The sequence below is a fragment of the Streptomyces exfoliatus genome (genome assembly GCF_000725545.1).
Taxonomy (GTDB): Bacteria; Actinomycetota; Actinomycetes; order Streptomycetales; family Streptomycetaceae; genus Streptomyces; species Streptomyces exfoliatus.
Window position 1 is genome coordinate 107,835 of record NZ_JNZP01000029.1, and the last position, 11,493, is coordinate 119,327.

12 protein-coding genes are annotated in these 11,493 nt (G+C 72.4%); 9 read left to right on the forward strand and 3 right to left on the reverse strand.

All coding sequences use genetic code 11. From position 1 onward, the window contains the following. Window positions 1-8: 8 nt before the first annotated feature. Complete coding sequence (locus IO20_RS0128770) at window positions 9-236, reverse strand: hypothetical protein (protein ID WP_030555065.1); 228 nt, start codon at window positions 234-236, stop codon at window positions 9-11. Window positions 237-373: 137 nt separating this feature from the next. Between IO20_RS0128770 and IO20_RS0128775 the strand changes: the two genes are divergently transcribed. Beyond that, window positions 374-934 (forward strand): flavoprotein, encoded by a 561-nt coding sequence (locus IO20_RS0128775; protein ID WP_030555066.1) that lies wholly within the window; start codon window positions 374-376, stop codon window positions 932-934. Window positions 935-1,019: 85 nt separating this feature from the next. Here the strand turns inward: IO20_RS0128775 and IO20_RS0128780 are convergent, their stop codons facing one another. After that, on the reverse strand, window positions 1,020-1,532 hold the full coding sequence (locus IO20_RS0128780; protein ID WP_030555067.1) for a DinB family protein: 513 nt from the start codon (window positions 1,530-1,532) through the stop codon (window positions 1,020-1,022). A gap of 282 nt (window positions 1,533-1,814) precedes the next feature. On the opposite strand from IO20_RS0128780, the gene IO20_RS0128785 reads away from it, so the two are divergent. Both IO20_RS0128785 and IO20_RS0128790 read left to right on the forward strand, forming a co-directional pair. Then, complete coding sequence (locus IO20_RS0128785; RefSeq protein ID WP_030555069.1) at window positions 1,815-3,014, forward strand: S8 family peptidase; 1,200 nt, start codon at window positions 1,815-1,817, stop codon at window positions 3,012-3,014. A 158-nt stretch (window positions 3,015-3,172) separates the two neighbouring features. Then, the gene (locus IO20_RS0128790) at window positions 3,173-3,967 is read left to right on the forward strand and encodes a YqjF family protein (protein ID WP_037636456.1); all 795 of its coding nucleotides are present in this window, start codon (window positions 3,173-3,175) and stop codon (window positions 3,965-3,967) included. A gap of 58 nt (window positions 3,968-4,025) precedes the next feature. Here IO20_RS0128790 and IO20_RS0128795 read toward each other — a convergent pair whose 3' ends face one another. Further along, a complete protein-coding gene (locus IO20_RS0128795) occupies window positions 4,026-6,023 on the reverse strand; it encodes a DUF11 domain-containing protein (RefSeq protein ID WP_106978667.1) in 1,998 nt (665 codons plus the stop codon). A 353-nt stretch (window positions 6,024-6,376) separates the two neighbouring features. Between IO20_RS0128795 and thpR the strand changes: the two genes are divergently transcribed. The 6 genes from thpR to IO20_RS0128820 all read left to right on the forward strand — a co-directional run bounded on the left by thpR (window position 6,377) and on the right by IO20_RS0128820 (window position 11,450). Continuing rightward, the gene (thpR, locus tag IO20_RS0128800; RefSeq protein ID WP_030555076.1) at window positions 6,377-6,997 is read left to right on the forward strand and encodes an RNA 2',3'-cyclic phosphodiesterase; all 621 of its coding nucleotides are present in this window, start codon (window positions 6,377-6,379) and stop codon (window positions 6,995-6,997) included. A gap of 80 nt (window positions 6,998-7,077) precedes the next feature. Beyond that, entirely contained in the window at window positions 7,078-7,998 is a 921-nt protein-coding gene (gene bla / locus IO20_RS0128805) for a class A beta-lactamase (RefSeq protein WP_030555078.1), read from the forward strand. A 449-nt stretch (window positions 7,999-8,447) separates the two neighbouring features. After that, on the forward strand, window positions 8,448-8,729 hold the full coding sequence (locus tag IO20_RS0128810) for a hypothetical protein (RefSeq protein WP_245685083.1): 282 nt from the start codon (window positions 8,448-8,450) through the stop codon (window positions 8,727-8,729). Between the two features lie 198 nt (window positions 8,730-8,927). After that, window positions 8,928-9,608, forward strand: a complete 681-nt coding sequence (locus IO20_RS39005) for a hypothetical protein (protein ID WP_051874754.1) — start codon at window positions 8,928-8,930, stop codon at window positions 9,606-9,608. Continuing rightward, a complete protein-coding gene (locus tag IO20_RS41050) occupies window positions 9,605-9,970 on the forward strand; it encodes a hypothetical protein (protein ID WP_051874757.1) in 366 nt (121 codons plus the stop codon). Before IO20_RS39005 ends, IO20_RS41050 begins: the two co-directional genes overlap by 4 nt. Before the next feature lie 208 nt (window positions 9,971-10,178). Then, the gene (locus IO20_RS0128820; RefSeq protein ID WP_106978670.1) at window positions 10,179-11,450 is read left to right on the forward strand and encodes a phytase; all 1,272 of its coding nucleotides are present in this window, start codon (window positions 10,179-10,181) and stop codon (window positions 11,448-11,450) included. The last annotated feature ends 43 nt before the right edge of the window (window positions 11,451-11,493 follow it).

Genomic DNA, 11,493 nt, shown 5'->3' on the forward strand with positions numbered 1-11,493 from the left:
GGCCCGGATCAGCCGGCGCCGGCGCCGGGCTGCGCGGGGCGGCCGAAGCGCTCCGCGAAGGCGGGGCCGTGCAGGCCGACGAAGGAGCGGGCGCCCTCGAAGAACCGAGTGCGCTTCAGGTCGGCGTCCAGGACACGGCCCGCGTAGTCCTCGGCGGGCAGGCGCTGCTCGGCCGCGGCACGTTCCAGCGCCTGGTACGCCTCTTCGCTGATCTCGATCCTGATCTCGCGTGCCATGCGCCCACGGTAGCGGCCCGGCGCCGGGCGCGGCAGGGGGCGGCGGGGCCGTCGCCTCCGCCGCTCGGGATCCTCGTCGCGACGGAGTCGCGGGACACCCTCGTGGCCTGCGCGTATGCCTGTGATCGGATGGGGCCATGGATTCTCGGACCCTGTACCTGTTCTGCAGCGCGGCCCCGCCCGTCTTCGACGTCGCCCGGGTCATCGAGGAGGCGCAGGCGGATGGCTGGGACGTGTGCCTCGGCCTCACGCCGACGGCGGCCCGCTGGCTCGCGCACTCCCTCGACGGCCTCGCCGCGCTCACCGGCCATCCCGTGCGCTGGGACTACTCCCTGCCCGGCGACCCGGCCGTGTGGCCGGAGGCCGACGCGGTCGTCGTCGCGCCGGCCACCTTCGACACGGTGAACCAGTGGGCTCTCGGGCTCACGGGCAAGTGGCTCGTGGGCGTGGTGGCGGAAGGCATCGGGAAGGGGCTACCGATGGCGGTGATGCCGTGCGTGAACTCGGCGTACGTCGCGCATCCCCAGTTCGAGCGGTCGATCGAGACGCTGCGGGGAGCCGGGGTGAGGGTCGTGTACGGCGAGGGCGGCTTCCTCCCCCACGAGCCGGGCCTGGGGAATCCGGAGACGTATCCGTGGCGTGCGGCGCTCGACGCCGTGGCGGACGTGGCCGGCCGGGGGCTGCCGCCCGTGGGCTGAGGATCCGCTCGGCCGATCCGGGTCCTCCCGGGGGCGCGCACGCTCTGACGCCGCGCGCCCCCGGCGCGTACCACGCTGGGAACCGCTACTGCCCCACGCGTCCGTCCACGCACTCGCGCAGCAGGTCGGCGTGTCCGCAGTGCCGGGCGTACTCCTCGATCCGGTGCACCCACAGTTCCCGTACCGCGGTGTCGTCCTGGATCACCCGCGCGCCCAGGTCCGGGCACGCGAGAAGGGCGGCATCGGTCGCCGCCTGCTCGCGGGCGAGATCCGCGAAGGCGCCCTCGACCACATCCTGTTCGGCGACGGCTCCCTCGAAGTCGCCGTCGGCCGCCCCGTACAGCTCGGGCTCCGGGTTCTCCGGCAGGATCCAGTTGCGCCAGTCCCGCTCCACCTCGGCGAGGTGGCGGACCAGGCCGAGGAGGGACATGGTCGACGGCGGGACCGACCGGCGGGCCAGCTGCTCCGGGTCGAGGCCCTCGCACTTCATCAGAAGGGTGTGCCGGTAGCCGCCCAGGAAGTCCTGAAGGGTGGCCAACTCACCGTCGGGACCGGGTCCTTCGCTGTGCCGGGGGTCCTTGTCGGGGTCCGCCCACATGTCCGGGTGGACGCTGGCCCCGCTCCACCGCTCGGGTACGTCGCTCGCTGTGTTCACGTGCCGAGGATGGTGAGCCGGGACCCGGGGCACAAACGATTATTCGGCAAGGGAGTTCGCGAGATCGCGTGTGCGCCGTGAAGACGATGCGGAGGGATCATTAAGAAACCTTGTTGAATAACCCCGTACCCCGGGTTCGCTCTTGATTTGCTCCTGCCAACCCGCACAGGGTTTCTCTCGAACGTTTGACGCCCCACACGTCAACACGAGGAGAGAACCTCTTTCATGGCAACTCACAAGCGATCCCACGGCCTTCGCAACGCGGCCATAGCCACAGGTACGGCTGCCGCGGCCGCCGCGGCACTGTTCGCGGGCAATCTCGCCGGGGCAGCCACCCCGGCCGAAGGAACCGTGCACGGTCTCGGCGCCCCCGGCGCCGTCGCCGGCAGCTTCGTCGTCATCCTCGACGCATCCGCGAACAAGGCGGACCTCGCGAAGAAGTACGGCGGCACTCTCCAGCGCGCCTACGGCTCCGAGGTGAACGGCTTCTCGGCGTCCGGCCTCACGGTCGAGGAGGCCAAGCGGCTCGCCGCCGACCCCGCCGTCGGCACGGTCGTGCAGAACAAGCGCTTCAGCATCAAGGAGACCCAGGAGAAGCCGCCGTCCTGGGGCCTGGACCGGATCGACCAGGCCGCGACCGCGGGCGACGAGAAGTACACCTACCCCGACAACGGCGGCGAGGGCGTGACGGCGTACGTCATCGACACCGGCGTCCGGATCTCGCACCAGGACTTCGGCGGCCGGGCGCAGCACGGCTTCGACGCCGTGGACAACGACGACAGCGCCGACGACGGCAACGGCCACGGCACCCACGTGGCCGGCACCATCGCCGGCACCGCGCACGGCGTCGCCAAGAAGTCCAAGATCGTGGCGGTGCGCGTCCTGGACGACAACGGTTCCGGCACCACCGAGCAGGTCGTGGCGGGCATCGACTGGGTGACCCAGCACCACTCCGGTCCCTCGGTCGCGAACATGAGCCTCGGCGGCGGCGCCGACGAGGCGCTCGACGCGGCGGTCAAGCGGGCCATCGCCTCCGGCGTGACCTTCGCGGTGGCGGCCGGCAACGAGTCGGCCGACGCCGGGCAGGGCTCGCCGTCCCGCGTGCCGGAGGCGCTCACCGTGGCCTCCAGCACCAAGGACGACGAGCAGTCCGACTTCTCGAACTTCGGCGCCGTGGTCGACCTGTACGCCCCCGGCTCGGACGTCACCTCGGCCTGGAACGACAGCGACACCGGCACCAAGACGATCTCCGGGACGTCGATGGCCGCGCCTCACGTGGCGGGCGCCGCGGCCCTCTACCTGGCGGCCAACACGTCGGCGACGCCCGCCGACATCTCCGCCGCTCTGACCGGCGCGGCCACAGCGGACGCCATCAAGAACCCCTCCGCCGGCACCGCGAACAAGCTCCTCAAGGTGGCCCCGTAGCCACACCGCACCACCGCATGACCGCATGACCGCATGACCGCATGACCCACCACCGCACCACCGCACCACCGGTCGGCCGACCACCGCGTCACGAGAGGTGGCCCTTCACACACCCGTGGAGGGCCACCTTCCGCGTGGGACGGCGAGATACTGCCGCAATGCCGCAGACGTCGCCCACCATGAAGCCGGAGCCCATATCGGCCGACCCGCCGCACCGCACGGACCGCACGCTGCTCACCCAGTCCTGGCTCGACCTGACCTTCCTGCACTGGGCCGTGGACCCCGCCGACGTGGCCCCGCTGCTGCCCGCCGGGACGGTGCCCGACACGCTCGACGGGGTCACCTACGTGGGACTCGTCGCCTTCCGGATGCACCGGGTCGGCTGGTTCCGCCTCCCCGGGCTCCCCTATCTCGGCAGCTTCCCCGAGACCAACGTCCGGCTGTACTCCGTGGACGGGCACGGACGCCGCGGTGTCGTCTTCCGCTCCCTCGACGCGTCCCGTCTGGTCCCCGTGGCCGTCGGCCGCTGGGCGTTCCGGATCCCCTACGTCTGGTCGCGGATGAGCGTCCGCAGCGACGGCTCCACCGTGACGTACACCAGCAGCCGGCGGTGGCCGGGTCCCCGGGGGGCGGGCAGCGCGATCCGCGTCGGGATCGGCGAACGGGTCGAGGAGCCGACCGCGCTGGAGCACTTCCTGACCGCCCGCTGGGGCATGCACAGCTCCTTCCGCGGGCGTCCCATGTACCTCCCGAACACCCATCCCCGCTGGCCGCTGCACCGTGCCCGGCTCCTCGACTGCGACGAGACGCTCGTCGCGGCCGCGGGTCTGCCCAGGCCCCCGGGTGCGCCCGTGAGCGTGCTCTACTCACCGGGCGTACCGGTCCGCTTCGGCGGGCCGCCGCGGCGGCCGGACGTCGTGTCCGTCCCGCGTCCGCGCGACGGCGACGCCTGACCGACCGCCCGGAGCGCGGTGCTCCAGTCGGTCGGTGCGGGGCCGGGCCGACCGCGCGTCAGGGGCAGCTGACGCGGATGTCGCCGGGGTCGGTGGTGCAGGTGTCCGTACCGGGGCCGCCGTTGGCGGTGTCGTTGCCCGCGACGCCGTCGGTGGTGGTGAGGCGGTCGTTGCCGTAGTTGCCGGTCAGGGTGTCTCCGCCCGGACCGCCGTTGAGGGTGTCGTCGCCGAAGCCGCCGTCGATGTTGTCGTTGCCGAAGCCGCCGTGGACGGTGTCGTGGCCGTAGCTCCCCCGGAGGGTGTCGTTGCCGCCGAGGCCGCAGATCACGTCGTTGCCGTTGCCACCGTTCAGGGTGTCCGCACCGCTGGTGCCGATGATCGTGCAGCCGCGGCTGTTGTTCACCGAGGTGGAGGCGACGGCTGTGTTGTTCGAGGTCACCGGGTCCTGGGGGGTGCCGGTGACGCCGGCCGTGTTCGTGAGCGTGCCGGTGCTCCTGGGCTCCGCCGTGACCGTGACGGTCGCGCTCGCCCCCGGGGCCAGGGAGCCCACGGCGCAGCCGGCGCCTGTCGCGGTGGTGGTGCAGCTGCCCTGCGAGGGGACGGCCGAGACGAGCGTCGCGCCGGCGCCCCCGAGGGTGTCCGTCAGGGTGACGCCGGTCGCCGTGGCGGTGGACGTGGCGGCGTTGGAGACCGTCACCGTGTACGTGGCGCGGTCGCCGATGCCGACGGTGGTCGTCCCGGTCTTCGTCACCCGCAGATCCGCGCTCGGCGTGGGCGGGGGCGGGGTCGTGCCGTCGCCGCCCTGGTAACGGGCGAGGGCGAAGGCGAAGCCCGCGCCGTAGCCCGCCGCGACGATCTTCCCGTCCGGCTGTACGAGCACCCCGCGGGCCTCGTCGAAGTCGTTGAAGCCGGTCACCACGAAGCCGTCGCCGCCGAAGCCGGTGTCCACCGTGCCGTTGGTGTGGAGACGGGTCAGGCCGAAGTCGTTGGCCTCGGAGCTGTTCGGGTCGTCCGCCCGCCCGGCGAGCACGATCTTGCCGTTCTCCTGGAGCGCCACGTCGTACGCGATGCCGCCGTCGCCCGGGACGTTGACCGAGGTGCGCCCGCCGGTGCCGAAGCCGGCGTCGGGGGTGCCGTCGGCGTGGTAGCGGAGGGCCGCGAAGCCGGCGCCGCCGGAACCCGTCGCGACGATCTTGCCGTCGGGCTGCACGGCCACGGCGTTGCCGAACTCGGTGCCGCCGAAGTCCGCGGTGACCATGCCGTCGCCACTGAAGGTGGTGTCGAGGCTGCCGTCGGAGTTGTAGCGGGCCACGCCGATGTCGAAGGCGGTGTTCCCGACGTAGCCGACCGAGACGATCTTCCCGTCCGGCTGGAGGGCCATGCCATGGGCGATGCCGCCGCCGTCCTGGGGCGAGGTGGCCGTGAATCCCGCGACCACCGCGCCGTCACCGCCGAGGCTGGGGTCGAGGCTCCCGTCGGCGCCGAGGCGGACCAGCGCGAAACCGCCGCCACCGGGCTTGCCCACGGCGACGATCCTGCCGTCGGGCTGCACCGCCACGTCCGCGCCGTCCGCGGACCCGCCGAACTCGTCGACGCGCACCAGGCCGCCGTCGCCGAAGCTCAGGTCCGGGTGGCCGTCGGGGTGGTAACGGGCCACGGAGAAGAAGCAACAGCCGCCGCCCACCTCGTCGAACACCGCGGTGGTGCCGGCCACGACGATCTTCCCGTCCGACGGCTGGATCGCGACGGCGTTGGCCGTGCCTCCGCCGCCGCCGAAGTCGCTGATCACCGTGCCGTCGCCGCCGAAGCCGGGGTCGAGGCTCCCGTCCGTGTTGTAGCGGGCGAGCGCGAAGCCGGCCTCGCTCACCCCGGCCACGACGAGTTTGCCATCGGTCTGCCGCGCGATGTCGTGGCCCTCCGCGTACCCGGTGATGGAGGTCGTCACCCGGCCGTCGGGACCGAAGGTCGGATCCAGATCGCCCGGGGCGGCCAGGGCCGGCGCGGGGAGCGCGAGTACGAGCGCCATGCCGAGTGCCGTTCCGAGCGCGGCCGGCATCCCTGCCCTCCCACCCGGTCCGCGGCGGCGTTCCGCCGGTCTCAGCTGTCCATGGGTCATGGGGGAAGAACCTCCGTCTTCGCGGTTGTACGGGGAGCAGCGCACAGCTTCGTGCCGGTCCGCTCCCCTCTCACGCGGGCCGTGCCGGAATAGGCCCACCGGCCCCCGGGAACCACCCCCGCGAGGGAGCGCGCGCGGGGCGCGCTCCGTCCGTCGGCCCCTGGGGGAGACCGCCGGGGTCGGCGATGTGCCCCGGGGGCGTGGGGCGCCTCGGGCACCGCGTACCCTCGCCTCGGACGGGACAGGGGTGCGGATCGCGGGATGCCGGACGCACGGCGAGCGGGGAACGGAACATGACGCAGGCGCACGGGCAGCGGACGGAGCCGCCCGGTGGGGACGACCGTGACCGGGCCGCCACCGTGCGCGTCTTCATCGCCCTCGCTCCGCCCGACGGGGCGAAGGACGAGCTCGCGCGCGCCCTGGGCCCCGCGTACGACGCCTACCCGCACCTGCGGTGGAACCGCATCGAGGACTGGCACGTCACCCTGGCCTTCCTCGGCGAGCTCCCGGTCGGGACTGTTCCGCTCCTGCGTCCGCCGCTCGCCGGCCTGGCGGCTTTCCGCCGGCCGGTCGGACTGGCGCTCCGCGGCGCCGGGCATTTCGACGAGCGGGTCCTGTGGAGCGGGATCGAAGGTGACCTGGACGAGCTGCAGCGGCTCGCCTCCGATGTGCGCACGGTCGTCAGGGAGTGCGGTGTCCCCTTCGAGGACCGCCCCCTGCGGCCCCATCTGACGCTGGCCCGCGCCCGTCGTGACGACCGGTCGAGCGTGGTGGACATCGCCGCGGGACTCGCCGGCTTCGCCGGCCGCCGCTGGCCGGCCGAACGGCTCCACCTGGTCGGCAGCGACTTCGGGCGCGGACCGGGGCCGATCCGGTACCGCGACATCGAGTCCTGGTCGTTCGACGGAAGCTGAGGCCCTCGGCGGTGTCGCAACCGGTCGTGGTCCCTGGGCGTGTTTCCCTGTGAAGTGATCACTCCGGAAAGGGAGTTCCCTTGTCCTTCTCAGGATTCAGCCCGTCCCGTCGCACCGCGCTGGCCCTCGGCGCGGGTGCCGCGCTCGCCTCCGCATTACCCCTCGGCGGGAGTGCCCACGCCTCCGCCGGGTCCGGCGGCGAGAACCTCGCCCCGCGGCTGCGGGAGCTGGAGCAGCTGCACTCCGCCCGGCTCGGTGTGTTCGCGCACGACGTGCGGACGGGGCGCACGGTGGCGTACCGCGCCGACGAACGCTTCCCGATGTGCTCGCTCTTCAAGACCGTCGCCGTCGCGGCCGTGCTCCGCGACCTCGATCACGACGGCGCGTTCCTGGCGCGGCGCATCCACTACACCAAGGCGTACGTCGAGCGGTCCGGCTACTCCCCCAAGACCGAGCTGCCCGAGAACCTCGCCCATGGGATGACCGTCGCCGAGCTGTGCGACGCCACCCTGCGCTACAGCGACAACGCCGCCGCCAACCTGCTGCTGCGCGAGCTGGGCGGCCCGACCGCGGTCACGCGGTTCGCCCGGTCGATCGGCGACACCACGACGCGCCTCGACCGCTGGGAGCCCGAGCTGAACTCGGGCGAGCCCTGGCGGGAGACCGACACCAGCAGCCCTCGCGCGATCGGCCGGACCTATGGACGGCTCGTGCTCGGCGACGCGCTCGCGCCGCGGGACCGGGAGCGGCTCACCGCGTGGATGCTCGCGAACACCACCAGCGGTGAGCGGTTCCGCAAGGGGCTGCCCGCCGACTGGCTCCTCGCCGACAAGACCGGCGGCGGCCGGTACGGCGGCAACAACGACGCCGGCGTCACCTGGCCTCCGGACGGCGGCCCGATCGTGCTCGCGGTGATGACCACACGGTTCGAGGAGGACGCGGCGCCGGTCAACGCGCTGGTGGCCGACGCGGCGGCCCTGGTGGCGGCCGAGCTCGGCTGACCCCGGGAGAAACGGCTCGAATAAATGGCTTGAGCGTCGCCCGCGGCCTTCCTAGGCTGTGGGTACACGCTGAAAGGAGGTGATCCGAGAACATGGTTTCTTTTCGGATTCGTGAGGTGACTGCGGGCTAACGGCCTGCCGTCGCACTCTGTGCACCCCGGCAGGTCACCTGCCGAAAACCACGCAGTCACCCGACCCGTGGGCCGCCGGTAATCCGGCCGGCTCCCGTCCGAACTCGAGCGGACGGGACCAAGGCCCACGGGTCGTCCGCGTTCCGGGACACCTCCCACGTCGACCCCTGTGATCCGGATCACAGGGAACCTTCGGGCGGTACAGCTCCTCCTCGGGGTGTCGGCGCGCTGCGGCGCCGGCCTCTGAACGGAGGGGAACCCCATGGAACCCCATGGCGGTCATCGGCATCGAGCGGCCTCGCACGAGCGCGGGTCGGCGTGCTGTCGCCGCGCTGCTCGCCGTCCTCGCGCTGGTGCACCTCTCTCGCCCTCAGCCGCTACGGCCTGCGGGCGCACTTCCACGGCGTGTTGCGGCCCGGCTGGTGCTGGCTGCAGAGCCGGTTCCTCGTCATCGGGATGGCTGCGGTGGACGAGGGAGGGCGGACCCGGGTCGCGCTCACCGGTGGCGTACGTGCCCCCGGGCGCGCCGCGCTGGTGCCGTTCGGCGCGCGACGCGAGCTCGAAGAGGCCATGACACGCCTGGCCGCCCGGGTCACATGACCGCCCGCCGCCCGAGTGCGGCGGGTCGCCCCGGGCCGCTGCCCGGGCACGGTCCCGTCGCGCCAGGCTCAGCGCGCCCGCCTGTCGGGAGGGGTCGCGGTCGCCTCGGAGTGACAGGAACCGCCCGGACGCTCCCCCCTCCGGTGCGGCGCTCGTCGCGCGCGTGACGAGCGCCGCACCGGCCGGGTGAAAACGATCTTGAGCTATCTGCTGACGCAGCCGGACTCGCTCCTGCCGAACGTCGACGGCGAGGGCAACGGCGGCATCGTCGACGGCGTGTCGATCACCGGCTACGGCAAGCGGCTGTCCCGGATCGTGTACGCGCCGGCGGCCGACGACACCACCCTGTGGACGAACTACCAGCGCTACAAGAACATCCGGATCTCCGGGCTCACCTTCACGAGCACCAACGCCACGTCGAGCTTCAACTACGCCTACTCCTCTGCCGACTACGGCGCCCAGGACACCTGGTACACGGACGTCGAGTGGCGCGGCAGCTGGAAGCGCGGCATCGGTCTGGACGGCCCGGCCACGACGTCCAACCTGAACAGCGAGATGGGCTGGGACCACTGCCAGGTCGGCGGCTCCTACTCCGACGCCTTCCTCGTCATGGGGATGACGCCGGCGGCGACGCAGCAGGACCAGTTCCTCAACTACTGGTTCCGCGACTGCAAGGTGGAGTACCAGTCCGGTGTGTTCGTGAAGAACAACCGGGGCGGCTCGATGAACTTCGTCGGCGGCTCCTACATCCTCACCGACGCCGCGTCGAACGGTACGTTCTTCCAGCTCACCGCCGACGCGACCACCCGCGCCGACTCCGTGACGCGTCTGTACGTCCAGGGATCCGCTTCGAACTGCGCGGCCTCGGCCACAAGGTGATCGACTCCCGCTGGTACAAGGGGAACATCACCTTCGAGTCGTGCGACGACATGGCCCTCAGCTTCAAGTCCTGGGCGCCGGACGCGGTCACCCACGTGTACGACTTCGACGCGAACGGTGCCCGCGGTCCGATGGTGCGTTACGTGGACTGTGGCCTGATGGGCTCGCACCAGGTGACGACCGGGTCCACGGCGACGACGGCGGGCAAGTTGCTGTACGACGGGTGCCGCTTCATCGACATGCCGACCGCGACGGGAGCGACCGGGTTCCTCCGCTGGACCGGGGCCGTCGCGCCCCGCTACGAGGTGCGTGACTGCCTCGGCGGCGCCACCTACCTGGCGAACGTGAGGAACCCCGCCTGAGCACCCACGGGCACGCCCCGCCCGGACGGCGACACGTGTCGTCGTCCGGGCGGCGGTTCATCGCACGTACACATGGATTTCCTGCCTCCGGTCACCCGGTGGCGCCGTACCGACACGGACGGGCAGCACGCTCACGCAGGACTGAACGCCCCCTGCAGAGGAGAGTTGTGTGACTCGCCCCATCACCGCCCGGTCACTGTTGCTCGTCATGACCACGGCGCTCGCCGCAGCGGCCCTCGCCGTGCCGGCCCAGGCCCATCACCGCTCCTCCGAAAGCCCGTTGCCCACCGTGACGCCCCGTGCGGAGACCCCGGTCCTGCACGACGACGACGAGGGCGGGAACGCCGACGCCGACGACCCGGCGATCTGGCGCAACTCCGCGGCCCCGGGCCGCAGCCTCGTCATCGCGACCGCCAAGGAGGGCGGTCTGCGCGTCTACGACCTGGACGCGCGACCGGTGCAGTCGATAGCCGCGCCCCCCGCCGTGGGCGAGGACGACGCCCCGGGCCGGTTCAACAACGTGGACCTCGTCCACGGTCTGCGACTGTCCTCCGGACGCGCCGACCTGGCCGTCACCAGCGACCGCGGCCACGACCGGCTGCGCTTCTACCGGATCGACCGCGACCGCGTCGGCGGCCCGCTGACCGATGTCACCGACGCCGCCGCGCCGCCCGTCTTCTCCCGGGACCAGGCCGAGATCAACGACCAGCGCACCGCCTACGGGCTCGCGACCTGGACCGACCCGGCGTCCGGAAAGTCCTTCGCCCTGGTCAGCCGCCGCGAGCGGACCAGCATCACGCTGCTCGAACTGCTCCCGACGGCGACCGGCACGGTCACCTACCGCACGGTCCGGACCCTGGACCTCCCCTCCTCGTTCCGCCTGCCCGACGGCACCTCGTGGTCCCCGTGCGCCGAGCCGGACGAGCTGCCGCAGGTCGAGGGCATGGTCGTCGACCCGGCCAACGGCACCCTCTACGCCGGCCAGGAGGACATCGGCATCTGGCGCCTGCGCGCCGACCTCACCGGCACGCCGAAGCTGATCGACAAGGTCCGCGAGTACGGCGTCCCCGGGACCTACGACGAGGAGACCGAGGAGTGCACGCCCGGTGCCGACCCCGGCTACGGCGGTACGAAGATCAGCGCCGACGTCGAGGGCCTGACGCTGCTCACCGAGTCCGACGGTGACGGCTACCTCCTGGCCTCCAGCCAGGGCGACAACACCTTCGCGGCCTACGACCGGGAGCTCGAGGACGCCAACGAGTACGAGGGCGGATTCCGCGTCGCGCCCGCGAACAGCACCCTCGACGGCTCCGAGGAGTGCGACGGCGCCGCGGTCCTGAACGCCCCGCTCGGCGACAGGTACCCGAACGGCCTCCTCGTCGTGCAGGACGGGCACGACGCGCCCGGTGACGGCGACCGGCCCGCGACCAACTTCAAGTTCGTCGACCTCGGCACCGTCATGGACGCCCTCGACGACTGATCCCGCGCCGCCACGCGCCCGTGCCGTCCGCCGAAGCCCCCGG

Excerpts from the sequence above, each read along its gene's own strand:
- IO20_RS0128770 (WP_030555065.1), bottom strand. The coding sequence starts at position 236 with ATGGCACGCGAGATCAGGATCGAGATCAGCGAAGAGGCGTACCAGGCG.
- IO20_RS0128775 (WP_030555066.1), top strand. The coding sequence starts at position 374 with ATGGATTCTCGGACCCTGTACCTGTTCTGCAGCGCGGCCCCGCCCGTC.
- IO20_RS0128780 (WP_030555067.1), bottom strand. The coding sequence starts at position 1,532 with ATGTGGGCGGACCCCGACAAGGACCCCCGGCACAGCGAAGGACCCGGT.
- IO20_RS0128785 (WP_030555069.1), top strand. The coding sequence starts at position 1,815 with ATGGCAACTCACAAGCGATCCCACGGCCTTCGCAACGCGGCCATAGCC.
- IO20_RS0128790 (WP_037636456.1), top strand. The coding sequence starts at position 3,173 with ATGCCGCAGACGTCGCCCACCATGAAGCCGGAGCCCATATCGGCCGAC.
- IO20_RS0128795 (WP_106978667.1), bottom strand. The coding sequence starts at position 6,023 with ATGCCGGCCGCGCTCGGAACGGCACTCGGCATGGCGCTCGTACTCGCG.
- thpR (WP_030555076.1), top strand. The coding sequence starts at position 6,377 with ATGACGCAGGCGCACGGGCAGCGGACGGAGCCGCCCGGTGGGGACGAC.
- IO20_RS0128820 (WP_106978670.1), top strand. The coding sequence starts at position 10,179 with ATGACCACGGCGCTCGCCGCAGCGGCCCTCGCCGTGCCGGCCCAGGCC.